We start from the raw sequence: 23971 nt of genomic DNA, 5'->3' as shown, positions 1-23971 counted from the left end.
AGGCTCAGCTAAGTTAGAGGCACACCCTCCGTCGAGCCCGGGACCTGCCGTGCGCCCATCCGCGCCCCTCCTCCGCGTGCGCGAGCTCTCGCTCACCCACGCCGGTGCCGCGCACCCCTCCCCGCGCGATGTGTCGTTCGACATCCGGCCCGGCGAGGTCGTGCTGCTGCTCGGTCCGTCCGGCTCCGGGAAGTCCACGCTCACCCTGGCGCTCAACGGCCTCATCCCGCACGCCCTCCCGGCGACCATGACCGGCACGGTCGAGGCGGGCGGGCTCGACACCGCGGACACCGCGACCGCGACGCTCAGCACGCACGTGGCCATGGTGTTCCAGGACCCGGACGCGCAGATCGTCACGGGCACCGTGTACGACGAGGTGGCGTTCGGTCCGGAGAACCTGCTGCTCCCCGTCGAGGTGGTGCGGGAGCGCGTCGCGGAGTCGCTGCGGCGCGTGGGCCTGTGGGACCGCCGCGACGACAACCCCGACCACCTGTCCGGCGGCGGGCGGCAGCGGCTCGCGATCGCCTGCGCCCTCGCGATGGGGTCGCCGCTGATCGTGCTGGACGAGCCCACCGCGAACCTCGATCCGCAGGGCATCGACGACGTGTACGCCGCGCTCGCGGAGGTGGTGGCCGCTGGCGATCGCGCGATCCTGCTCGTGGAGCACAACCTCGACGCCGCGATGGCCTTCGTGACCCGCACGATCGTGCTCGACGGGGAGGGGCGGGTCGCGTTCGACGGACCGGCCGCGGAGACGATCAGGGCGCACGCGGACGAGCTGCTCGCGATGGGCGTGTGGCTGCCGGGGGCCACCCTCGCGGCGCTGCGCCTGCGGGAGCGGGGGCACCGGTTCGATCCGCTGCCGCTGACCCCGGACGAGCTCGCGACGGCGCTCGCTGTGCGCGACGCCGTGCCCGGTGGATCCGGCGTATCCGGCGTATCCGGTGCATCCGGCGCATCCCGCGAATCCCGCGAATCCGGCGCCGCCGCGAACCGGCCCGGCGAGTCGATCATCCGCACGCGAGGGCTCACGGTGAAGCGACGGCGCACCGAGATCCTGCACGGGGTGGACCTCGATCTGCCCGCGGGCAGCCTCACCGCGATCGTCGGGGCGAACGGGGCGGGCAAGACCACGCTCATCCAGGCGCTCGCCGGTGTGGTGCCGCCGCCGAAGGGGCAGGTGTCGGTCGACGGCATCGATCCGGGCACCGCCTCCCCGCGGGATCTCGCCGCCCGCATCGGCTTCGTGTTCCAGAACCCGGAGCACCAGTTCATCGCGGCGACCGTGTTCGACGAGCTCGCCCACGGCCTGCGGCTGCGGCACGTGACGGACGACGAGATCGCGGCGCGGGTCGCCGAGATGCTCGACCGATTCGGGCTGACGCACAAGGCCGACGTGCACCCGTTCCTGCTGTCGGGCGGCGAGAAGCGGCGGCTGTCGGTCGGCACCGCCCTGATCACACGGCCCCGGGTGCTCGCCCTCGACGAGCCCACGTTCGGCCAGGATCGCGCGCGCGCCACTGAACTGCTCGCGCTGCTGCGGACCCTGCGCGCGGAGGGCACCACGATCGTGCTGGTCACGCACGACCTCTCGCTGGTCGCCGAGCACACCACGCACACGGTCGTGCTCGCGGACGGCCGGGTGCACGCCGCCGGGCCGACCGCGGAGCTGTTCGCCGACCCCGCGGTGTTCACCGACGCGGGCCTGCGCCTCCCCGACGTGCAGCGCGTGCTCGCCGTCGCGGGTCTCGCCACGGAGTCCCCCGCACGCACCGCCGCGTCCGGACTCGCCCCCGCATCCGCCCCCGCACCCCGATCCCCCGCTCCGGACCAGGAGGCGTCGTCGTGAGCGGCAGCACCGGCACCGCGTTCGACCCGTACGCGCGTCTCACCGCGACGGCGCCGCACCAGTTCTTGTATGCGCTCAACCCGCTCGCGAAGGTCGCGGGGTTCGCGCCCGCGATGGTGCTGCTCGTGTTCGTGCGCGATCTCGCGACGCCCGCCGCGTTCCTCGCGCTCGCGTACGTGCTGATCCTGTCCGGAGCCAGGGTCACCGGGCGGCTGCTCGCGCTGCTGCTGCTCGGCCTGCCGTTGGGGATGCTCGCGGTCACCGTCGGGTTCTCGCTGTGGGTCGATGCCGCACGGGTCGACGGCACCCCGGCGCTGCTCTCGGTGGGCGACTGGACGCTGTACAGCGGCGCGCTCACGATCGGTGCGGCCACGGCCCTGCGGTTGGGGGCGATCGTCGCGCTGGCGCTGGTGGGCGGCCTCACCACCAGCGGCTCCGACCTGGTGCGGGCGAGCGTGCAGCAGCTGCGGGTGCCGTACCGCATCGGGTACACGGCTCTGGCGGCCTTCCGCTTCGTGCCGCGGTTCGGGCACGAGCTGGCGGTGATCCGCGCGGCGCACCGGGTGCGCGGCTATCACGGCGGGCGCGGTCCCCTCTCCCGCATCGCCCGAGGCTGGGGGTACATCGTGCCGCTGCTCGCCGGGGCCATCCGGCATGCCGAGCGCGTGGCCCTGGCGATGGATTCCCGGGCGTTCGGCGCGCATCCGACGCGGACCGAGCGGCACCTGGTGCCGTTCCGCGTGCGCGACACCGTGTTCACCGTGGCGATGCTCCTCACCTCGGCGGCGATCTTCCTCGTCTTCTTCCCCTGGCAGCTCCCCCTCTCCTGAAAGGCACTCCATGGCATTCAGCAAGATGGTCAAGCCCGAGACGACCGAACTCCTGCACCTCACCGTGCTGCGCTCTGAACGGCTCTCGTCGCACTGGATCCGTGTGACGCTCGGCGCCGGTGAGATCGACCGGTTCCGCCCGATGGGGTACGACCAGTGGTTCCGGCTGTTCCTGCCCATCGGCGGCGAGGCCGGCCTCGACCGGGTGCCGGCGAAGGCGAACAAGATGTTCGGCTACCTCAAGTTCCTGCGCATCCCCGACGGCGAGCGGCCCGTGATGCGCAACTACACGGTGCGCGCCTTCCGGACGGCGACCTCCGAGGCGGGGGCGGAGATCGACGTGGACTTCGTGTTGCACGGTTCTGCGGCCGACGGCACGGCGGGCCCGGCGTCGCGGTGGGCGGAGACCTGCGAGCCCGGCGAGCACGTGCTCATCATCGACGAGGGCCTCACGTTCAACCCGCAGCGGGGGACCGATCGCGTGGTGCTCGTCGGCGATGAGACCGCACTGCCCGCGATCGCCGGGATCGCCGCCTCGCTGCCGGCGCACGCCACCGGTACCGCGATCGTCGAGGTGCCGGCCGAGGACGACGCCCTGGACTTCCCGCGCCCTCCGGGGCTCGACGTGGTCTGGATCGTGCGCCCCCACGACGCGGCGCCCGGTGCTCTCGCCCTGGAGGCGCTGGGCCGGAGCGAGCTTCCGAGCGCGCCCTTCCACGCCTATGCGGCCGGGGAGCAGTCGCTGGCCTCCGGTGCCCGCAGGCTCCTCGTGGGCGAGCGCGGGGTCGACAAGAACGCCGTGAGCTTCTGCGGGTACTGGAAGGTCGGCGCGGCGTCGCCCGCGTCGAAGGCGGCCCGCGAGGCCGCGTCGGAACCCCTCGCATGAGCGCTCAGGATACGGCCGACGGCCCACCCGATCACGCGAAAGCGCCGGAAACTACGGACGGCGCACCCGATCACACGAGCGCGCCGGAAGCTACGGATGGCGGACCCGATCACACGAACGCGCCGGAACCCGCGGACCTCGGTACCCCTCGCATGAGCGCGCCGCACGGCGGGGTCTCCGGCAGACGACGGCGCTTCCGGTTCCCGACGGCGCTGCTGCTGACGTGCGCCGCGCTGGGCGTGGCCGGCGGGCTGCTGCTCGCTCCCGCGAACTGGGTGTCGACGATCCTGTTCCCGGGGCTGCCGTTCGTGAGCGTCGCTCTCGCCGGCCTGTGGCTGCTGCCGTCGGTGATCGCCCTGCGCCTGCTGCGCGCGCCGCTCGTGGGTCTGCTGGTCGGGTTGCTGGCCGGGCTCGTGATCGTGCCGTTCTCCGGGTACGGCTTCGGCAGTGTGGCGACGAACCTGTGGTGGGCGGCCTTCACCGAGCTGCCGTTCCTGTTCGTGATGTGGCGCTACTGGGGCACGTGGCTGCACTACGTCGGGGCCGTGGTGGTGGGGGTCGTGTATCCCCTGCTCGCGTGGGCGTCGTTCGACCTGGGCGGTTTCACCCTTCCGGTGCAGCTGCTCTTCTTCGCGATCACACTCGCGAGCTGTGTCGCCGCCACCGCCCTCGGCATCCTGATCGCTGATCGCCTGCGCGCCGCCGGAGTCGGCCGCAGCCGCTGACCCCGGCTCGACGCGACTCGAGCCCACCCCCACCACCCGTCCACCCGTCAGGCGGCGATGTCGAAGCGGGCCCGCCCACCGAGCCGAGGTGCGCGTGCGGGGTCGATGTACTGCGGAGGCACGAACCACACCCTCGCCATCCCGCCGCCGCTACCACCGCCATCACTGCCGCGTTCTCCGCTGTCGATGTGGATGTCCCACCCGTTGTCGTGGATGCGATGGTGACACGTCTCGCACAGCAGCACCCCGTTGGACAGATCCGTCGGCCCGCGGTCGCGCGACCACCACCGGATGTGATGCGCCTTCGTCATCTCCGGCGGCAACCCGCACATCGCACACCCCCCGTCCCGCTCCACCAGCGCCAGCCGCTGCGCCCGGGTGAACAACCGCTTCTCCCGCCCCCAGTCCAACACCTCACTGCCCCCGCCGAGCACACACGGGATCACCCCGCCGCCCGCCGCCATCCGCCGCACCGCCCCGACGCTCACCGGCTGATCGATCCCGTCCACCTGCGCCGACCCCGACCCGGCCTCCAGATCCCCCAGGCCCACCCGCACCACCACCGTCGCCCCGGCCAGCGGCAACCGCGCCGCACACCCGAGCACGTGCCCCGCGAACGCCGCCAACGCATCCGCCTGGATCATCGGCACCGTACGACGGTCCGCATCCGGCGCCCCCGCATCCGGCGCCTCGTGACGCGCCGCGAACGCTGCCGACACGAACCCCCGGATCGCCGCCACCACCGGCGCCGCCGTCTCCGCATCCAGCACCGCGTTCAGATGCACCATCCCGTCACGCTCGAACAGCGTCAACGACCGACGCGAGCGCTGCTCCTCCGCCCGCGGCTCCACCCCATCCGGATCGACCCACGCCTCCGCCCGCACCACCAACCGCCGCACCTCATCCACCGACAACCCCGCCGCCTGCTCCACCAGCACCCGCTCGGCCTCCGCCACCCGAGCAGCACCCACGGCCACGCGGCACCGGTCGAGCATCGCGACGATCAGCGCGGCCGCCGGCGCACCGAGCGCACCCGCGGCCAACGCCTCCCGCACGGACGGGTACTTCGCCGGCAGTCGCTGCCCCAGGAGGTCGGCGCGCGGGGCCGTGGCCTCGCCCACCGCCACCAGTCGCGCCGCCTCTCCCGTCGAGACTCCGGTCGTCCTGGCGATCAGCCTCGCCGGGTTCCGATAGCCCTGCTGCTTCGCCAGGCTGCGGGCACCGAGCTCAGGCCGCGACTCCCGCGCGATGCCCGCTCCCACCGACACGTGCACCGCGTCGAGACGTCTCCGCAGCACGCCGATCGCGTCGTTCACCGCGATCAACTGCTCGCGGTTCAGGTCGGTCGGATCGCCCGCGCCACCCCACGCGGCGTCGAGGCGGGACATCGCCTCGTGCAAACCGGAGAGTGTGGACATGCCCCGATTCTACCGTCGACGGGTGCGAGTTTCGTATCTTTGTTCGAATCGAGAACCGGGATATCGGGGGCGTGAGGGCCACCGACGACCTGCATGGCCCGCATGGTGGTGCCCGACGGAACGAGCTCGGTCAGCACGATGCCGAGCGCCCGAGCACCCGGGGGAGCCTCCGACGTACGGGTCGGAGCGCCGTGCGGACGGAGCCCGCGGACGGGAGGCGACAGGACACGAGCCGCCCGCGTCGATCCCCCTGTCGAACGGGGGCGGCTCCCCGCTACCCTGACGACACATGCCCTTCGAGCGAGAGTGAGTCTGCCGTGGCGGTCGCAGTGAACGTGGACAATTTCACCCGGGTCGAGACGGATACGATGATCGACCGGATACTGCCTCTGGTCGGCGGGATCGGGATCTTCCATCACGACCGGGAACTCGCCCCGCTCGACCAGCAGCCGGTGATCCGGCAGAACCGGGACACCCTCTACTCGGTTGCCGTCGTCGATCTCAGCGGCGGAGATGCCGTCCTCACCGTGCCGGAGGTCGGCGATCGCTACATCTCCGTAATGGTGATCAACCAGGACCACTACATCAACCACGTCTACCACCGCCCCGGCACCTACACGCTGACGACGAGCGAGTTCGAGACGGACTACGTCATCGTCGCCGCACGGATCCTGTTCAATCCCGCCGACACCGCCGACCTCGACGCCGTGCACGACCTGCAGGACGCGCTCACCATCACGACAGCCGGCGATCGCACCTTCACGCATCCCGACTACGACCCCGCAAGCTACACACAGGTCCGTGAGGCGCTGCTCACTCTGGGGAGGGCGATCGGCGGCCTGGGCGGAAGCTTCGGCCGCAAAGCGGAGGTGGATCCCATCCATCACCTCATCGCCACCGCGTCCGCCTGGGGCGGACTCCCCGACGCCGAAGCCTCCTACCTCAACATCACGCCGAACCTTCCGCAGGGTCGCTACACGATGACCTTCACCACGGTCCCCGCCGATGCGTTCTGGTCCGTGAGCGTCTACAACGCCGACGGCTACTTCGAGCCGGACGCGACCGGCAGGACCAACATCAACTCCGTCTTCGCCGAGACCGACGCGGACGGGTCGACCACCATCCATCTCGGCGACTTCCCGAGCGACACCCCCAACCAGATCCCCCTCCCCGACGGCTGGAACCTCCTCATCCGCCTCTATCGGCCACGCCTCGCCGAACTCGCGACCTGGGAGGCACCCGCGATCCGCGCCGCCTGACGGACGGACCACCGCGTCCTCGGGCTACTTCACACTCCCCTGGGTGAGCCCGCCGACGAGCCACTTCTGCAGGAACAGCGCGAGCAGGTAGATCGGGATGAGGCCGGCGAGGCTGGCTGCGGCCATCTGCCCGAACATCACCTCGCGGCCGCCCTGCATGAGCGCGATGCCGACCGGGAGGGTCTGCGAGTCGATGCTCTGCGTGAGCAGCAGCGGGATGAGGAAGTCGTTGTACGCGAGGATGAACACGATGATCGACACGGCCACGATGCCGGGCGCGGTGAGCGGGAGGATGACCGCCCAGAGGGTGCGCAGCGGTCCGCAGCCGTCGATCTGCGCGGCCTCGTCGACCTCGAACGGGATCGCGCGGAAGAACCCGTCCAGCAGCCACACGGCGACCGGGGTGAGCAGCAGGCCCTCCACGATGCCGAGCCCGATCACGGAGTCCATCAGCCCGGCGGTGCGCACCAGCACGAACAGCGGGATGATGGCGACGATCGGCGGGGCGACGTAGGCGGAGACGATCAGCCCGAGGGTCTGCTTCCCGCCCGCGCGGAGCCGCGCCATGGCGTAGTTGGCGGGGATCGAGACGACGAGCGACACCAGCACCGCCACGAGCGCGGCACCGAGGGAGTTGCGCAGGTAGGTGAGGATGGGCCAGTTCTCGAACGCGCCGACCCAGTTCTCGAACGCGAGACGCGAGGGCAAGATGCGGGTGGACAGGATGTCGTCCGGGCTCTTGAACGACATGCCCACCATGTACAGCACGGGCAGCAGGGCGAGCACGATCGCGACGAGGATCACGACCCACTTCACGACGGTGACGAGCACGGACGGGCGACCGGGGCGCGAGATGCTCGAGGTGCGGCTGCGGCGACGACGGCGGCGCGCGTCCGGCACGACCAGCGTGACGGTCGCGCTGTCGGAGGCGTGGTCGGAGGTGCGGAGTGTGAGCGACATGTCAGCTCTCCCTGTGCAGGCGCTGCCGGACGGCGTTGAGCGGCAGGATGACGATGGTGACCAGCACCAGGAACGCGATGGTCTGCGCGGCGGCAGCCCCCACGTCGAAGGTCTGCAACCCGGTGCGGTAGATCTCGAAGCTGCTGACGGTGGTGTCGAAGCCGGGTCCGCCGCCGGTCATGATGAACACCAGGTCGAACACCTTGAACGACACCACGAGCTTGAGCAGCAGCACGGTGACCAGGCTCGGCAGCACGAGCGGGAACGTGATGCGCCAGAACGTCTGCCACACCCCGGCGCCGTCGACCTGCGAGGCCTCGTACACCTCGGTCGGCAGGGTCTGCAGCGCGGCGAACACGAGCAGCACGCAGAAGGGCGTCCACTGCCACGCGTCGACCACGATCAGCGAGACCATCGCCGCCGGGCTCGAGCCGAGGAACAGGAACGGCTCGGCGCCCGGGCTGAACGACTGACCGATGTTGTTGAGCAGCCCGCCGGTGGGGGCGAGCATGAGCTTCCAGATCACGCCCGCCATCACCGGCGGCGTCATCAGCGGCAGCAGGAGCAGCACCCGGATGATCCGTCCGCCCTTGACGGCCGCGTCGAGTGACAGGGCCACCACGAGACCGGCGACGAGGGCGATCAGGGCGGACGGGATCGCGAAGAGCAGCGACCTGCCGAGGGACGGGAGGGTGACCCCGTCCCCCAGCAGTGCCGCGAAGTTGTCGAACCCGACCCAGTCCGCGAACGGACGCCCCAGCGACGAGTCGGAGAACGACGCGGCGACGATGTAGGCGAGCGGGTAGATCGCGATGATCACGATCGCGAGGATGGCGGGCGCCAGCAGGGCGCGGCCCGTCCACGACGCGCGTCGGGCGCGGCGCCGGGAGGTGACGGGTTGCGACATGAGCTGTCCTTTCGGGTTCGACGAGGCGATCAGTCGGCCAGGGACTGCCAGGTGTCCCAGGTCTGCTGCATCGCCTCTTCCGCGGTCAGGCTGCCCTGCAGCATGAGCGCGAGGTTGTCGCTGAGCGACTGGATCATCTCGGGGGCCTGCGGCGAGGTCGGCCAGGACTGCGCGTTGGGCAGCACCTGGGCGGCGACGGCCGACACCTCCGGCGCGAACTCGATGTACTCCGGGCTCTCCAGGGTGGAGGTGCGCGTGGGGTCGACACCGGAACCGGTCGTGGTGATCAGCTTCTCGTTCGTCTCCTTCGACGAGGCGAACGCGACGAACTGCTTCGCGAGGTCCTCGTCGCTGGCGTTCGGGCTGATGCCCATCGCCCAGCCGGCGTTCAGCGCTCCGGAGACCTTGCCCTCGGGTCCGACCGGCAGCGGCGCGACGCCCCAGCCGTCGACGATCTTCGACTGCTCCGGGTCCTGCGCGAACACGCCCAGGTCGGTCCAGAACTCGATCATGCCGACGGAGCCGGAGAGGAACTGCGGCAGCGCCTGCTCGAACCCGATCTCCAGCGGGCTGGGCAGCGCCGAACCGGAGGCATCGAGCATCGACTGTGCCGCGGCCACCGCGTACTCGGTGTCGAGCTGCGGCATCTGCGGGTCGATCGGGTCGGGCGACATGGTGGCGAGGCGGTTGAAGAAGGTCGAGCCGATGTTGAACGCGCTCTTCGAGCCGAGCAGGGCGTTGCCGTACACGCCGTTCGCCTTCTCGGCGTCGGTGATCTTCTGCGACACCTCGACGTACTCGTCCCACGTGGTCGGGACCTCGACGCCGTTCCGTTCGAAGATCGCCTTGTTGTAGAACAGCACGTGCGTGTCGCCGTCGATCGGCAGCCCGTAGGTCGCGTCCTCGTACTGCGAGTAGGGGCCGAAGATCGCCTCGATGAAGTCGCCCGAGTCGATGTCCTCGTCGGACTCCACCCAGTCGGTGATGTCGGCGAGGGCCCCGGCGTCGGCGAGCGCACCGACCGACGTGTACCAGTACTGGATGACGTCGTAGTTGTTGGTGCCGGACTGCGCGTCGAGGATCGCCTTGGTCTGGATCTGGTCGTAGGGCACGACCTCGACCTCGACCTCGACGCCGGTGGAGGCCTCGAAGTCCTCCTCGAGGATCTTGCCCGCACCCTCCTGCGGGGCGGCGATGAGGACCTTGAGGGTCTTGTCGCCGCCGTCGCCGCCGGAGCCCCCCGCGTCGCCGGAGCAGCCGGCGAGCACGAGGCCCGCGACGGACGCCAGGGCGATGACGGGCAGGGCACGGCGCGTCAGCCGCGCGGGGGATGAGGAGCGTCGTTGCACACTCATGGTGCTGTCCTTTCGATGGTCTTTCTCGGGTGAGGGGTTCGTGCTCGGGTGAGGGTGGTGCGGGTTCAGGGCGCTCAGGCGTCGGGCGTCCAGGGGCGGTCGACCTTGTCGCCGTCGACCCAGGGGGTCTTCACGAACACGGCGCGGAAGGTCTCGTCGAACGGGTTCCGCACGAAGTGCTCCTCGTGCGGTGCGGCGCGCAGCACGTCGCCGGTCTCGACGACGCGACGGGTGTCGCGGTCGAGCCAGATCTCGGCGCGCCCCTCGATCACCACGAACGACTCGGTGTGGTGCTCGTGGAGGTGGTTGGCGAACTCGTCGCCGGGCCGCAGCACGACCACGCCGAACGCCGCGTCGTCGCCCTGCGCGAGGTAGCCGGGGCCCCAGTCGCCGAACCGGAGGGCGGCCTCGGCGCTGCGCAGCACGTCGGCGCTCATGCGAGCACCCGCGTCTCGGTGGCCTCGCGGAACAGCTCGTAGGCGTCGGCGGGGTCGGTGTCGTCGTGCACCACGGCCCGCACGGCCTGCATCATGGCCGCGGGGTGGGCGCTCTGGAAGATGTTGCGGCCCATGTCCACTCCGGCGGCCCCCGCGCGCACGGCGTTCGAGGCCATCGTGAGGGCGTCCAGCTCGGGCAGCTTCTTGCCTCCGGCCATGATGACGGGCACCGGGCACCCCGCGACCACGTCCTCGAAGCCCTCCTCGCAGTAGTACGTCTTCACGAGCTGGGCGCCGAGCTCCGCGATGATGCGGGTCGCGAGACCGAGGTAGCGGGCGTCGCGCACGAGCTCCTTGCCGACCGCGGTCACGCCGAGCACCGGGATGCCCGCGTCGTAGCCCTGGTCGACGAGCGTGGTGAGGTTGCGGATGCTGCGGCTCTCGTGCTCGCCGCCGACGAACACCTGCACGGCCACGGCGTCGGCGTGGAGGCGCACCGCATCCTGCATCGCCATCGCGATGTACTCGTCGGAGAGGTCCTTGAGGATCGACGGGCCGCCCGAGGCGCGCAGCACGAGTCCGGCCCTGGTCGCCGGCGGGATCGAGGTGCGCAGGGCTCCGCGGGTGCCCATGAGGGCGTCGGCGTGCGCGGCCAGCGGCGCGATGTTCAGGTCGATGCGCTCCAGCCCCGAGGTGGGTCCCTGGAAGTAGCCGTGGTCGAACGCGAGCATCACGGTGCGCCCGGTCTGCGGGTCGAGGATGCGGGACAGGCGGTTCTGCATGCCCCAGTCGAGGTTCGCCGCTCCCCGGATGTTCTGCGTGAAGCGGACGGCGGGCTGGTCGGCGTGGAACTGCTTCGCGGAGGCGTTGCCTTCGAGGTCTGCCATGGGGTGTCTCCTTCGGTGTCGGGTGGTCGTCGTGGTCGTCAGCCGGCGTGACCGGCGGTCGAGAGTCGGGCGGGGGTCGGGTCGAGGGGGCCGCGGGCGGCGCCGGGCGGCGTGAACAGCGGAGGCAGGTCGGTGCCCGAGATCGACATCACGTCGCGGTAGACGCGGTGCCAGCGGGCGGTCACGGCGCGGTACCGCTCGTGCTCGGCGGGGTCGACGCGCTCGATGCGGTCGGGCTCGCCCATCGGCGGGAGTTCTGCGCCGACACCTCGGGCGGCCAGCCGGGCGGCACCGTACGAGGTGGCCTCGGGTGCGGGTGTGACGCGGGTGTCGAGCCCGGTGACGCCCGCGATGACCCGCGGCCACAGGGCGCCCGCGCTGGATCCCCCGGTGAACGTGACGGCGCCCTCGGCGACCGCGCGCCCGGCGGTGAGCGACGACAGGATCTCGAGGTGCGCGCTGGCGACGATCGCCGCGGACTCCTCGATCGCCCGGATGAACGCGCCGCGCGAGGAGCGGGCCGCGTCGTTGATGTCGAAGCCGACGAACGCGGGGGCCGCGTGGTGCCAGGCGTCGGCCTGCATCACGTTCGCCATGGTCGCGACCACGCCGTTCGCCCCCGCGGGGACCTCGGCCGCCCACTGCTCCATCACGGCGAATGCGGAGGTGCCGGACACGCGACCGAGCTCGGCGGCGTCGGGGCACATCGCGTCGCGGAACCACCGCATCGCGAGGCCGGAGAGGAAGCCGATGCCCTCGACCATCCAGGTGCCCGGATCGACGTGGCACAGGGTGCGCAGGCGCCGCTCCGGGTCGATCAGCGGCTCCGCGGTCACGGCCGTGGTCTGCCAGAAGGTGCCGGCGACGATCGTCGGCAGCCCCTCGCGCGCCGCGATGCCGTGCAGCGCGAGCTGCGTGTCGGCGCCGCCCGCGACCACCGGCGTCCCCGCGGGCAGCCCGGTCGCGGCCGAGGCCTCCGCGGTCACGGCACCGACGACCTGCCCGCACTCGACCACGGGCGGCAGGATGCGACGGTCGATGCCGACGAGTCCGGCGAGCTCGTCCGACCAGTCGCGCGCCCGCAGGTCGAACAGGGCCGAGCTGGAGCCGCTGGTGGGCTCGGTCACGAACGCCCCGGTGAGCCGCGTGGTGACCCAGTCGCTGAGCATCCCGAAGTGGCGGGCGGCGGCGAGCACGTCGGGCTGGTGGCGGGCGATCCACCGCAGCCGGGCGGGGGCCGTGATCGACACCCAGTCGCCCGCGGTGCGGTACACCTCGTCGGCCACACCCTCGGCCACCAGCTCCTCGGCCTCGGCGCGCGCCCGGCCGTCGGTGTTGGGGCACGCCCACAGCTCGCGCCCCTCGGCGTCGGACAGCACGAAGCCCTCGCGCATGCTCGACGCGGCGACCGCGGCCACGCGTCGCTCGCCCAGCCGCGCGACCACCTCGGACACGGCGCCCGCGATGGCCGTCCAGCCGCCATCGGTGTCGAACACGGTGCCGCCGGGGTGACCGGGCACGGCGACGTGGGTCCACTCGCGGGCGGCCTGAGTGACCAGGCGACCCTCGATGTCGAAGGCGAGGGCACGCGCGGAACCGGTGCCCGCGTCGATCGCGAGGAAAACGTCGCTCAGCGCTCCCATCGCAGCTCACCTCCCGCGAGGAACCGCTCGATCTCGGCGGCGAGCATGTCGGCGCCGCGGGCGAGGGTCTGGTGGGTGGCGCCGGCGAGGTGCGGGGTGAGGATGAGGTTCGGCTGGGCGACCAGGTCGCGCCACGGACCGTCGGGCTCGTTCACGTCGAGCGCGACACCGGCGAGGTGTCCGTTGCGCAGCCCGTCGAGCAGCGCCTGCTCGTCGACGAGCGACTCCCGGGCCGTGTTGATCAGGAACGACCCCTGCGGCATGCGGGCGATCTGCTCGGCGCCGATCAGGTGGCGGTTGTCGGCGGTCGCCCTGGCGTGCACGCTCACGACGTCGCTGCCGGCGAGCAGCGCGTCCAGGTCGGACACGATGGTCGCATCGGTCACCGTCGCCGGATCGACGTAGGGGTCGTACGCCGCGATGGTGGCGCCGAGCGCCCTGGCCCGCGCGGCGACGAGCCGGGCGACGTTGCCGTAGCCGATCAGCCCGAGGCGCAGGCCCTTCACCTCGCGCCCGAACCACCTCGCACCCTCGAACGTCGACTCCGCGAGCGGCCGCCCCTCGGCCACGCGCTCGTCGACGTCGCGCAGCGATGCGGGCACGTTCCGCACGATCGAGATGAGGAACCCGATCGTGAGGTCGGCCACGGCGTCGGCGTTCTTACCCGGCGTGGTGGTCACGCGCACGCCGCGCTCGCGGGCCGCGGCGAGGTCGACGTTGACGGGTCCGCCGCGCGCGCAGCCGAGCAGCCGCAGCCCGGGGAGCGCGGCGAGCACGTCGGCTGTGAACGGCGCGGCATGGAACGCGACCACGTCGTACCCCTGCGCGAGCCGCGCGACCTCGGCCGGGTCGCCCTCGAACTCGTGGATCGACGAGGCGTCCCACGTCGGCTCCGCGATCGTCATGGTGGCCGTGTCCACGGGGATCCCCCGCTGCGCGAACGCGCGGGTGAACACCTCGGCGGTCATGTAGCTGTCGCCGATGACGAGGATGCGGTGGTCGGTCATGTGCGGGTCTCCCGGTGGGGTCGGTGGGGCGGGTGCGGGTCAGCGGAGGGCGGCGGGGTAGCGGCCGGACGCGGTCTCGTTCGAGATGCCGGCGGCGTCGAACCCGGTGTCGACGCTCACGCGCAGACGGTCGGTGCGCACGGATGCGCGGGAGAAGTCGATGGGCTGTCCGCCCTGGTCGTACGCGACGGCCTCGACGACGACGATCGGGTGTCCCGGCTCCACTTCGAGCAGCCCGGCCAGCATGCGGTCGGCGGACACGGCCTCGATCGTGCGGTGCATGCGCGCGATGCGCACCCCGGTGACCCGGGTGATGGCGGCGTACAGGCTCGCGCGCGGGTCCCGCAGGTCGGGCAGCACCCCGGCGAACCGCGTCGGGAGGTAGTTGATCACGTGCACGGCCGTGCGGGCGCCGACGGCACGCACGCGCTCCAGCACGAAGCCCATGCCGTCGGCGGAGTCGCGTCCGACGACCGCGGCCGCCCACGACGGCAGCGGCTCGATGCCCGCGCGGAGGATCTCCGAGCTCAGGGCGCTGCGGCCGTCTTCGCTGTATTCGCCCAGCAGGCTGGGGGCCGAGGGCAGCGTCCAGGCGGAGGGGCCCTGCGCACGCTCGACGAAGGCACCCTTGCCCTGCTGGCGGGAGATGATCCCGGCGGTCTCCAGTCGCGACAGCGCGTCGCGGACCGAGGTGCGGGAGGCGGCGAAGTGGGCGCGCAGCTCGTTCTCGCTGGGCAGGCGGTCGCCCGGACCCCAGGTGCCGTCGGCGATCTGCGCCTCGACGGCGCGCATGATCTGGAACCAGATGGGTGCCGTCGACGTGCGGTCGAGCGGCGGCAGGGTGAGCGGGGACATTCCGGCCTCTTCGGTGAGCGGGTGCGGAGACCTCGGCGTCTCCGAGCCGGACGACTCCTGTCCGGACATGTATCGATCATCGCGGAGCACATGTCTCCTCTGAAGAGACAAGTCAGAACTTCGCCGCCGCGATCCCCTCCCGGCTCTTTATACGGGCGCGATCAGGCTTTTCCTTGCGTCACCCTGTATCGACGACCGCGTTCGTCCCGCCCGGCCCCGCCCACTCGACCCTCCCCGTCGATACAAGTCCTCCCCCGTCCGCGTCTCGTCACCCCCCGGGGACCCCCGCCCCCCTCCCGTGAGGCGGGATCGGGGTCAGAGCGCGAGGTGAAGTCGCAGCGCCTCGTCGAGCGCGCCCATCAGCTCCGCAGGCACCCAGCCGACGGGGCGCACGATGCGGGCCACGGCGATGGTGCGCACCTGCTCGGCCTGCGCCTTGCTGTCTCGGTCGAGGCCCGTCGCGGCTGCGGGCAGCAGCACCTGGAAGGGCCACACGCGCTCCGTCGCCGTCGTGAGCGGCACCACGGTGACCGTGGCGCCCGGGCGACGGATCGCCACCGCGTTGGCGGTGTTGTTGCTCACCACGACCGCCGGCCGCGTCTTGCGCGCCTCGGAACCGACGCCCGGGTCGAACGAGGCGAGGACGATCTGCCCACGGCGGAGCAGCGCGACCGCGACGTCACTCACGCCGAAGCCAGGCCATCGTCGGCGGCGGAGTCCCACTCCTCGTCGTACCCCTCGCCGTAGGCCTCGGCATAGGCGTCGGCGAGCCGGCTCTCGCGGAGGAGCCGAACCGCGTCCTGGATCGCCGCCGACCGGGACGGGTAGCGGCCCTCGAGCGTCTGCGCGTCGAGGAAGGCGAGGTCGCCGTCCGGCAGACTCAGGCTGATCTTCGCGGTGCTCACGCGGTCATCCTACCCCGGTAGCACCACGGGTACCACCGCCCCCATGCCCGGTGCGGGACGGAAAACGCACCCCCCGGCGCCTTCCGGGGCGCACTTTCGATCCCGGACGCGCACCCCCGGCCCGCCGCCCGGATGCGGGATGGAAAACGCACCCCCGAATGGCTCCGGAGGTGCGTTCTCGATCCCGCGCGGGGGCGCAAGCGGGCGTGGGGTGGGGTCAGCGCTTGCCGGCGATCTGACGGCCGACGATCTCGCGCATGATCTCGTTCGTCCCGCCGTAGATGCGGTGCACGCGCGCGTCGAGGAACGCCCGCGCGATGGGGTACTCGGTGATGTAGCCGTAGCCGCCGTGCAGCTGCACCCCGGCGTCGAGCACCTCCCACTCGCGCTCGGTCGCCCAGAACTTGACCTTCGCGGCCTCCTCGGCCGACAGCTTGCCGTCCTTGTAGGCCAGCAGCGCGCGGTCGATGTAGGCCCACAGCGCGTCGACCGTGGTGGCCATGTCGGCGATCTGGAAGCGGCTGTTCTGGAAGTCGATGATCCGCTCGCCGAACGCCTCGCGGTCGCGGGTGTACGCCACGGTCCAGTCGAGCGCGGCCTGCGCGGCTGCGGCTCCGGCGACCCCGATCGACAGGCGCTCGAGCGGCAGGTTCATCATCAGCTGGATGAAGCCCTTGCCCTCGACGCCGCCGATGAGGTTCTCCTCCGGCACGAACACGTCGCTGAACGACAGCTCGGCGGTGTCGTGCCCGTGGAAGCCCATCTTGCTGAGCTTCTTGCCGTGCTCGAAGCCCTCCATGCCGTCTTCGATCAGCACGAGGCTGAAGGCGTCGGGGCGGTTGCCCTCGCCGGTCTTGACGAACGTGACGACCAGGTCGGCCGTGGCGCCGGACGAGATGAACGTCTTCGCGCCGTTCACGAGGTACCCGCCGTCGACCTTCTTGGCGGTGGTCTTGATGCCGCGCAGGTCGGAGCCGGCGCCCGGCTCGGTCATGGCGAGCGCACCGACGACCTCGCCGGTGGCCATGCGCGGCAGCCACTTCTGCTTCTGCTCCTGCGTGCCCATGTGCACGAGGTACGGCACGGCCAGGTCGTCCTGGATGCCGAAGGCTCCGGCGAGAGAGCCGGCGCCGGCGGCGATGACCTCTTCGTTCACGATCGCGCGGAAGCGGTAGTCCTGCAGCATGCCCGCGCCGCCGAACTCCTCGGGGACCGACAGGCCGATGATGCCCGCCTCACCCGCGGCGCGCATGGTGTCGCGGTCGACCTCTCCCGCGGCGTCCCACTTCTCGATCGCCTCGCCCGTCACGTGGCGCTTGACGAAATCCTTGACGAGGTCCCGGAAAGCCTCGTGGTCCTCTTCGTAGATGTCGCGTTCCATGCCGTCCTCCCGAACGTGTCGTGCCTCATTGCTCCGGCGATTCTACGGCCGATGGCGGGCCCGGCAGGGGACATTGTGAGAATGCATCCCACGGATCGTGACACTCGGTACCGGGGTTGTGGGAAGCCTCAATCGGCTCATCGACGGCGCGCCGGGACGCGGCGGGATCGCCGGCCGGGAGACTCGGGGCATGCAGGAAGTCTGGCCGTACATCACCGCCCTGTGGTTCACCGTCGCGCTCCTCGCCGGAGGATTCGCCCGCACGCGGGGGCGCTCGGCGTGGGTGTGGTTCCTGCTGACGCTGTTCACCGGACCGATCGCGGCGTTCCTCCTCGTCGTCTGGCCATCCGTCGAGACGCGCAGCCCGCGCTGAGGGCAGCCGGGCGTCAGTGCGCGTAGTCGGGCGCCGCGGGCAGCCCGAAGAACTCCTCGAGCGTGTGATACCCGCCCTCGTGGTACGCCGCCGCGAGGTCGACGCCGACGTACCGCAGGTGCCACGGCTCGGGTGCGTAGCCGGTCACGGGCGTGCCGACGTCTTCGTAGCGCACGATGAAGCCGAACTCCCAGGCGTGCGCGGCGACCCAGTCGCTCTGGCCCGTGCCGCCGAACCCGTCGAGGCCGCCGCAGCCCGCATCGCACGCCACCACATCCAGCGCCAGGCCGGTCTGGTGCTCGCTGTGCCCGGGGCGCGCCGAGCCGGCGTCGGCCTCGGCCTGCCCCTGGGCACGGACGTGCGAGTCGTAGGTCGAGACCTGGAGCCCGTACGAGCGGTAGCCGTTGTTCGCGCCCAGCCGCCCGACGCCTGCCGCCTGAGCGGCATCGGCCATCGCGCCGACGGCGGCGGCCACATCGGGGCGCACGAGGCCGGAGGGCGTGGTCATCTGCAGGGGCACGGCGTCGAGGAGCGCCGGCTCGTAGTCGGCCGGGGTCAGCGGAAGACCCTTGTTCACGACGACCCAGACACGGGCGGGGTCGGTCAGCGAGATGCACGGCGCGTTGCCTGCCACCACCGCCTCGCGGAACGCCGCACCGCCACCGAACCCGGCGATCGTCGCCGCGTCGTCACCGTTCGCGATGGCCTGCTGCACCCCGGGCTCGGCGCACGGGTCGGCCGCGGGGATCGCCGCCGTCCGCACCGCCGGCACCTGCGCGACGGCGACGGGCCGCGGCATCGCGTCGGCCGCCGACGAGGGGAGCACGGGCGTCGAGGCGATCGAGAAGAGCACGCCGAGCGCGGCGACGGCCAGTCCCACGGGCAGCGCGGGACCGGAGATCGGGGAGCGCGGAGCCGCATGCTGGGCAAGCGGCGGAACGGTCATTGCCTCATTCTCTCATTCGAAGATCTCTGCGACGCCCGCTTGTGCTTTCTTCGTCTTTCTGTTCGAATGGGGGGATGCGGTGGCAGGGGCAGAAGCTGGGCGACGTCGACGAGGCGGCGCTGCCCGGGCTGGAGGAGCGCCGCGGCGTGCTGCGCACCGTGAAGACCCCGGCGTTCGAGGGCATGACCTTCCATGAGGTGCTGTCGAAGTCGGCTCTCAACCACGTGCCCGGCGCCTCGCGCATGCCGTTCGCCTGGACCATCAACCCCTACCGCGGCTGCTCTCATGCCTGCACTTACTGTTTCGCCCGCGGCACGCACGAGTACCTCGACCTCGACGGCGGCGCCGACTTCGACTCGCAGATCGTGGTCAAGGTCAACGTGGTCGAGGTGCTGGAGCGAGAGCTGCGGCGGGGCAGCTGGAACCACGAGACCGTGGCGCTCGGCACGAACACCGATCCGTACCAGCGCGCGGAGGGCCGCTACGCTCTCATGCCCGGCATCATCCAGGCGCTCGCGACCTCGGGCACGCCGATCTCGATCCTCACCAAGGGCACGCTGATCCGCCGCGACATCCCCCTGCTGGTGAAGGCGGCCGAGCGGGTGCCGGTCGACGTGCAGATGTCGATCGCGATGTACGACGACGCCCTGCAGAAGGCGATCGAGCCGGGAGCACCCACCACCCAGGCGCGGCTCGACACGGTGCGCGCCCTGGCCGATGCCGGGTTCCCCGTGACCGTGTTCCTCATGCCGATCCTGCCGCACCTCACCGACTCGGTGGAGGCGATCGACACCGGCCTCCGCCGCATCAAGGAGTCGGGGGCACGCACCGTCATCTACGGGGCGCTGCATCTGCGGCCGGGGGTCAAGCCGTGGTTCTTCGAGTGGCTCGAGCGCACGCGCCCCGACCTCGTGTCGTCGTACCGCGGGCTGTACCCCGGCGCGTCGGTCGAAGCCCCCAAGCCGTACCGCCAGTGGCTGGCACGGCGGGTGCGACCGCTCATCCGCCTGCACGGCCTCGACGCCCGGCACGAAGACGACTACCCCCGCCGCGGGTTCCGGCCGGGGCAGGGGCACACCGCGTCGAGCACGCCACCGGCCGGCCCGGTCGCCTTCCGACAGACCGGGCCCGCCGCGACACCCCCGCAGCCGATGCTGTTCTGAGCCGTCCGGTCGGGAGGGCCTCCGGGGCCGCGTAGGCTCGGGGATCATGGCGATCGGTTCCACCCTCCACACGTTCGACGTGCAGCTCGCCGACACCGATCGCGGGGTCTACGACGACTACTCGCTGCGGGTGGCGCGGCACCCCTCCGAGACCGACGCCTACATGCTCACGCGGGTGCTGGCGTACGGGCTCGAGTTCGGCGAGGGCATCGCGTTCGGCGGCAGCGTGTCCGACACCGAGGAGCCCGCGGTGCTCGTGCGCGACCTCACCGGGCGGATCGTCACCTGGATCGAGGTCGGCGCGCCCGACGCGGAGCGCCTGCACCACGCCAGCCGTCTCGCCGAGCGCACCGTGGTGTACACGCACCGCGACCCCGCGAAGGTGATGGCGCCGTGGGCGGACAAACGCATCCACCGCGCCGAGGACATCCGCGTCCACAGCTTCGACCCCGGGTTCATCGACACCGCGACGCCGCACCTGGAGCGCCGCAACACCCTGACCCTCACCGTGACGGAGCGCGTGCTCTACCTCGACCTCAACGGCACGAGCCTGGCGACCGCGCTGCACGAGCACGAGCTCGGCTGACACCCCGGGTGATACCGGGGTGCGAAGCGCGGAAAGGCCCCGGAGACCGAGGTCTCCGGGGCCTTTCCGATCCGAAGGCGATCAGGCGGTGAGGTCGGCCGTCGACGGCTGACGCCCGGCGATCTCCTCGATCACGTCGTCGTCCAGGCGGGCGTTCTCGAACGGCGCCTCGATCTCGGCACGCTCCAGCAGCTCGTTCATGCGACGCTGGCGCTGACGCGTGATCAGCGTCACCACGCGACCCGAGCGACCGGCGCGGCCCGTGCGACCCGACCGGTGCAGGTAGGTCTTGTACTCGTCGGGGGCGTCGGCCTGCACGACCAGGTCGATGTCGTCGACGTGGATGCCGCGCGCCGCGACGTCGGTCGCCACGAGCACGTTCACGCGACCCGAGGTGAGCTTCTCCAGGTTGCGCGTGCGCTTGGCCTGGTTCAGGTCGCCGTGCAGCGACACCGCGGGGATGCCGGCGTCGTCGAACTGCTCCGCCAGCATCTCGGCGTAGGCGCGGGTGCGGGCGAACACGAGCGTCTTGCCCTCGCGGTCGACGAGCGACGTGAGGATGTCGGCCTTGTCGCGGTGCTCGATCACCAGCACCCGGTGCTCGATCGTGCTCGACTCCTGGTCCTCCCCGGCGACCTCGTACACGGCCGGGTCCACGAGGAACTCGTCGACGAGCGCGGCCACCTCGCGGTCGAGCGTCGCAGAGAACAGCAGCTTCTGGCTGCCCTCGGCGGTGCGGCGGAGGATGCGCTGCACGGGCTCGACGAACCCGAGCTCGCACATGTGGTCGGCCTCGTCCAGCACCGCGATGCGGCAGTCGGACAGGTCGAGCTTGCCCTGGTTCATCAGGTCCTCGACGCGTCCGGGCGTGCCGATCACGATGTCGACGCCCTTCTTGAGCGCACCCACCTGGCGGCCCTGCGGCACGCCGCCGTAGATCTGCGTGGTGAACAGTCCGACGCTGCGGGCGATCGGCTGGATCGTGCGGTCGATCTGCAGCGCGAGCTCGCGCGTCGGGGCGAGGATGATCGCGCGCGGGGCACGACCGAACTCGCGGCGCTTGCCCGCCTGCGACTGGAGCACGCGCTCCACGAGCGGCGCGCCGAACGCGATGGTCTTGCCGGAGCCGGTGCGACCGCGGGCGAGCACGTCGCGCCCCTCCAGCACGGCCGGGATGCTGGCCGCCTGGATCGGGAAGGGCGTCTCGGCGCCGAGGTTCTTCAGCGTCTCGGTGATGTTCGAGCCGAGCCCGAGGTCGGCGAAGGTCACGTTCTCGACCTCGACGGCCTGCACGGCCTGCGCTTCGAGGCGCTCGTGCACCACGTCGGCGCCCGGGGTGAAGGCGTCCTTGGGCTTGGCGTTCCAGTCGCTGCGGCTGGGGCGCTCCTCCCGGCGCGGACGCTCGGTGCGGTAGGCGCCACCGGTCGAGGCGCGGGGACGCTCCCGCTCCCCGTCGAACGCGCGCTGCGTGCGGTCGCGGTCGAAGGCCCGGCGGGCGCGGTCGGCGTCGTACGAGCGCTCGGGGCGCGAGGGACCGCGGTCGTTCGAGCGGCCCCGGTCGTCGCGGTCGTCGCGGCGCGGACGCTCGTCGCGGTCGAACCGCGGGCGGTCCGCACCCCGGTCGGCGTAGCGCGGACGGTCGCCGCGACGGTCGTCGAACCGCCCGGCGCCGCGGTCGTCACGGCGGTCGGTCGAGCGGGCCCGGTCGTCGCGGTCGTACCGGGGACGGTCGCCGCGGTCGGTCGAGCGGGCCCGGTCGTCGCGGTCGTACCGCGGACGGTCGCCGCGGTCGGTCGAGCGGGCCCGGTCGTCGCGGTCGTACCGCGGACGGTCGCCGCGGCGGTCGTCGAACCGCGGGCGCCCGCCGTCACGGTGGTCGTTGTCGCGGAAGCCCTGGCGCTGCTGGCCGCCGCGGTCGTCACGGCGGTCGTCGAAGCGGCCCGCACCGCGGTCGTCGCGGTAGGTGCCGGGACCGGTGGGGCGCTGGCCGCCGCGGTCGTCACGGCGATGCGGCGCCTCGCGGCGACCGGACTCGGCGCGGTTGCGGATTCCGCGGGCCTCGTCGCGGCCCGCGCGCTCCTGCGAGGTCCAGCGGCGCTTGGGCGCACCCGACTCGGTCTCCTCCGGGCGGTAGCCGCGGTGGTTGGGGCTGCGGCTGCCGGGGCGACGGTCGTAGCCGGCGGTCGAGCGGCGGTCGCCCGCGTCGGCCCTGGTACCGCGCTCGTCGCGCGCACCGTCACGGGCGGGCGCACCGCGGTGCCGCTCGTGGAAGGAGGTCTTCTTGGCGCCGTAGCGCGGCTCGAAGTTGGCGGCGGCGCGGCCGCCCTTGGGCTTCTTGTTCTTGGGCATGCGGGGGGTGTCCTTCTGCGTTCTCGCACGAGAACAGCGCTGCGCACGCGCGCGAGCACTCCGACGGATGCGGAGTTCCGGACGATCTGCGGCCGGGGCCATTCCTGTGATGGTTGATTCACGTCGATCGACGTTCACCATCGGCCCCTGGACTCACACTTCACACACTGAAAAACGTCCGCGCCCTGCGCGGGTGTCCGAAGCCGACCATGCCAGTGTACCGGCCGACCCTGGGAGCGACCCGCGCCCCACTACGATGACGGGGTGACCCCCGTCTCCCCCACCGGCCTCCAGGTGCACCTCGGACTCGGCGAGGTGACAGCGCAGATCGCCCAGGTCGGCGCGTCGCTGCGCTCCCTCCGCATCGGCGAGGTCGACCTCGTGCCCCCGTATCCGCTCGACACCCCCACCCCGTCGTGCTCCGGCGTCGTGCTCGTCCCCTGGCCCAACCGCATCCGCGACGGCCGCTGGGACGACGAGGGCACGGTCCGCCAGCTCACGGTCTCCGAGCCCAAGACGGCCAATGCCAGCCACGGCCTGCTCCGCTTCACGCCGTACGCGGTCGAGCAGACCGACGCCGCGGCGACCCTGCGCGCCACGGTGTATCCGCAGACGGGTTACCCGTATCTGCTCGAGACCTCGGTCGCCTACGTGCTCACCGCCGACGGCATCGAGGTCACGCACACCATCACGAACTGGTCGGAGAACGCGGCGCCGGTCGCGCTCGGCACGCACCCGTTCGTCACGATCGGCGACGTCGACCCGCACGAGCTGGTGCTGCGGGTTCCCGCGCAGACCGCCTTCGAGACCGACGACCGCCTGCTGCCGGTCGGCACCCGGCCCGCCGATCCGGCGCTGCGCACGGGGCTGCGCCTGGGCGATGCGACGCTCGACACCGGGCTGACCGATCTGGACCGCGACGCCGACGGCCGCGTGCGCCACACCCTCACCGCGCCCGACGGCCGCACCGTCACGCTGTGGCAGGGCGAGGGCTTCGACGTCGCCCAGGTGTACACGGCGCGGAACTACCCCGGCACGCCGCTCGCCGTCGCGATCGAACCGATGACGGCCCCCGCCGACGCGTTCAACAGCGGGATCGGGCTGCGCCGCCTGGCTCAGGGCGAGACCTGGACGCTGGAGTGGGGCATCACGTTCGGCTGAGGCCGACGCACCTCCTCCGATCCGCGCGCGAAGGGCCCCGATCCCCATCGTCTGATGCGCATCGGGGCCCCTTCCGCGGAGTCGTGGCG

Annotated in this window: 23 protein-coding genes; 9 read left to right on the top strand and 14 right to left on the bottom strand. The window is 71.9% G+C overall.

All coding sequences use genetic code 11. From position 1 onward, the window contains the following. Positions 1-49: 49 nt before the first annotated feature. The 4 genes from ACWH95_RS07670 (at position 50) to ACWH95_RS07655 (ending at position 4290) form a co-directional block, all read left to right on the top strand. Positions 50-1849 carry an ABC transporter ATP-binding protein gene (locus tag ACWH95_RS07670; RefSeq protein WP_454120474.1) on the top strand — a complete coding sequence of 600 codons (1800 nt, stop codon included), beginning with the start codon at positions 50-52 and terminating at the stop codon, positions 1847-1849. Next, the gene (locus ACWH95_RS07665) at positions 1846-2679 is read left to right on the top strand and encodes an energy-coupling factor transporter transmembrane component T (RefSeq protein ID WP_206251874.1); all 834 of its coding nucleotides are present in this window, start codon (positions 1846-1848) and stop codon (positions 2677-2679) included. Before ACWH95_RS07670 ends, ACWH95_RS07665 begins: the two co-directional genes overlap by 4 nt. Positions 2680-2689: 10 nt before the next feature. Continuing rightward, a complete protein-coding gene (locus ACWH95_RS07660; protein WP_454120473.1) occupies positions 2690-3565 on the top strand; it encodes a siderophore-interacting protein in 876 nt (291 codons plus the stop codon). Between the two features lie 152 nt (positions 3566-3717). Continuing rightward, positions 3718-4290, top strand: coding sequence for an ECF transporter S component (locus ACWH95_RS07655; protein ID WP_136033986.1), 573 nt, complete (start codon positions 3718-3720; stop codon positions 4288-4290). Positions 4291-4337: 47 nt separating this feature from the next. On the opposite strand, the gene ACWH95_RS07650 is transcribed toward ACWH95_RS07655, so the two are convergent. Beyond that, positions 4338-5708 carry a DUF222 domain-containing protein gene (locus tag ACWH95_RS07650; protein WP_454120472.1) on the bottom strand — a complete coding sequence of 457 codons (1371 nt, stop codon included), beginning with the start codon at positions 5706-5708 and terminating at the stop codon, positions 4338-4340. Positions 5709-6076: 368 nt separating this feature from the next. Between ACWH95_RS07650 and ACWH95_RS07645 the strand changes: the two genes are divergently transcribed. Next, positions 6077-6967 (top strand): DUF1254 domain-containing protein, encoded by an 891-nt coding sequence (locus ACWH95_RS07645; protein ID WP_240745399.1) that lies wholly within the window; start codon positions 6077-6079, stop codon positions 6965-6967. 24 nt (positions 6968-6991) lie between these two features. On the opposite strand, the gene ACWH95_RS07640 is transcribed toward ACWH95_RS07645, so the two are convergent. The 11 genes from ACWH95_RS07640 to ACWH95_RS07590 form a co-directional block, all read right to left on the bottom strand. Then, the gene (locus ACWH95_RS07640; protein ID WP_136036765.1) at positions 6992-7927 is read right to left on the bottom strand and encodes a carbohydrate ABC transporter permease; all 936 of its coding nucleotides are present in this window, start codon (positions 7925-7927) and stop codon (positions 6992-6994) included. A gap of 1 nt (position 7928) precedes the next feature. Beyond that, positions 7929-8834, bottom strand: coding sequence for a carbohydrate ABC transporter permease (locus ACWH95_RS07635; protein ID WP_136033990.1), 906 nt, complete (start codon positions 8832-8834; stop codon positions 7929-7931). 29 nt (positions 8835-8863) lie between these two features. After that, positions 8864-10189 (bottom strand): ABC transporter substrate-binding protein, encoded by a 1326-nt coding sequence (locus tag ACWH95_RS07630; RefSeq protein ID WP_136033993.1) that lies wholly within the window; start codon positions 10187-10189, stop codon positions 8864-8866. A 74-nt stretch (positions 10190-10263) separates the two neighbouring features. Further along, the gene (locus ACWH95_RS07625; protein WP_136033995.1) at positions 10264-10626 is read right to left on the bottom strand and encodes a cupin domain-containing protein; all 363 of its coding nucleotides are present in this window, start codon (positions 10624-10626) and stop codon (positions 10264-10266) included. Then, positions 10623-11513 carry a 3-hydroxy-5-phosphonooxypentane-2,4-dione thiolase gene (gene lsrF / locus ACWH95_RS07620; protein WP_378803302.1) on the bottom strand — a complete coding sequence of 297 codons (891 nt, stop codon included), beginning with the start codon at positions 11511-11513 and terminating at the stop codon, positions 10623-10625. The genes ACWH95_RS07625 and lsrF overlap by 4 nt, the downstream gene beginning before the upstream one ends. A gap of 38 nt (positions 11514-11551) precedes the next feature. Continuing rightward, positions 11552-13156 (bottom strand): FGGY family carbohydrate kinase, encoded by a 1605-nt coding sequence (locus ACWH95_RS07615; protein WP_454120471.1) that lies wholly within the window; start codon positions 13154-13156, stop codon positions 11552-11554. Then, complete coding sequence (locus ACWH95_RS07610) at positions 13144-14163, bottom strand: NAD(P)-dependent oxidoreductase (RefSeq protein WP_454120470.1); 1020 nt, start codon at positions 14161-14163, stop codon at positions 13144-13146. The genes ACWH95_RS07615 and ACWH95_RS07610 overlap by 13 nt, the downstream gene beginning before the upstream one ends. 39 nt (positions 14164-14202) lie before the next feature. Next, entirely contained in the window at positions 14203-15018 is an 816-nt protein-coding gene (locus tag ACWH95_RS07605; RefSeq protein ID WP_168442883.1) for a GntR family transcriptional regulator, read from the bottom strand. 315 nt (positions 15019-15333) lie between these two features. Further along, on the bottom strand, positions 15334-15705 hold the full coding sequence (locus tag ACWH95_RS07600; RefSeq protein WP_275090590.1) for a type II toxin-antitoxin system PemK/MazF family toxin: 372 nt from the start codon (positions 15703-15705) through the stop codon (positions 15334-15336). Then, positions 15702-15923: a ribbon-helix-helix domain-containing protein gene (locus ACWH95_RS07595; RefSeq protein ID WP_136034005.1), complete on the bottom strand. Its 222-nt coding sequence runs from the start codon at positions 15921-15923 to the stop codon at positions 15702-15704. Before ACWH95_RS07595 ends, ACWH95_RS07600 begins: the two co-directional genes overlap by 4 nt. A gap of 217 nt (positions 15924-16140) precedes the next feature. Beyond that, positions 16141-17304, bottom strand: a complete 1164-nt coding sequence (locus tag ACWH95_RS07590; protein WP_136036768.1) for an acyl-CoA dehydrogenase family protein — start codon at positions 17302-17304, stop codon at positions 16141-16143. A gap of 190 nt (positions 17305-17494) precedes the next feature. On the opposite strand from ACWH95_RS07590, the gene ACWH95_RS07585 reads away from it, so the two are divergent. Next, complete coding sequence (locus tag ACWH95_RS07585; RefSeq protein WP_136034009.1) at positions 17495-17677, top strand: hypothetical protein; 183 nt, start codon at positions 17495-17497, stop codon at positions 17675-17677. 13 nt (positions 17678-17690) lie between these two features. Here ACWH95_RS07585 and ACWH95_RS07580 read toward each other — a convergent pair whose 3' ends face one another. Beyond that, complete coding sequence (locus tag ACWH95_RS07580; protein WP_136034011.1) at positions 17691-18623, bottom strand: M15 family metallopeptidase; 933 nt, start codon at positions 18621-18623, stop codon at positions 17691-17693. A 74-nt stretch (positions 18624-18697) separates the two neighbouring features. Here ACWH95_RS07580 and ACWH95_RS07575 point away from each other — a divergent pair, with 74 nt between their 5' ends. Both ACWH95_RS07575 and ACWH95_RS07570 read left to right on the top strand, forming a co-directional pair. Continuing rightward, the gene (locus ACWH95_RS07575) at positions 18698-19786 is read left to right on the top strand and encodes an Rv2578c family radical SAM protein (protein WP_454120469.1); all 1089 of its coding nucleotides are present in this window, start codon (positions 18698-18700) and stop codon (positions 19784-19786) included. Between the two features lie 46 nt (positions 19787-19832). Beyond that, positions 19833-20372: a YaeQ family protein gene (locus tag ACWH95_RS07570; RefSeq protein ID WP_136034015.1), complete on the top strand. Its 540-nt coding sequence runs from the start codon at positions 19833-19835 to the stop codon at positions 20370-20372. A gap of 81 nt (positions 20373-20453) precedes the next feature. Here the strand turns inward: ACWH95_RS07570 and ACWH95_RS07565 are convergent, their stop codons facing one another. After that, a complete protein-coding gene (locus ACWH95_RS07565) occupies positions 20454-22721 on the bottom strand; it encodes a DEAD/DEAH box helicase (protein ID WP_454120468.1) in 2268 nt (755 codons plus the stop codon). Between the two features lie 264 nt (positions 22722-22985). Between ACWH95_RS07565 and ACWH95_RS07560 the strand changes: the two genes are divergently transcribed. Further along, positions 22986-23882, top strand: coding sequence for an aldose 1-epimerase family protein (locus ACWH95_RS07560; protein WP_136035254.1), 897 nt, complete (start codon positions 22986-22988; stop codon positions 23880-23882). The last annotated feature ends 89 nt before the right edge of the window (positions 23883-23971 follow it).

Source organism: Microbacterium sp. NPDC055502 (assembly GCF_053643635.1).
Note: the sequence above shows the minus strand (reverse complement) of the source record. Positions and strands in the feature narration are given on the sequence as shown.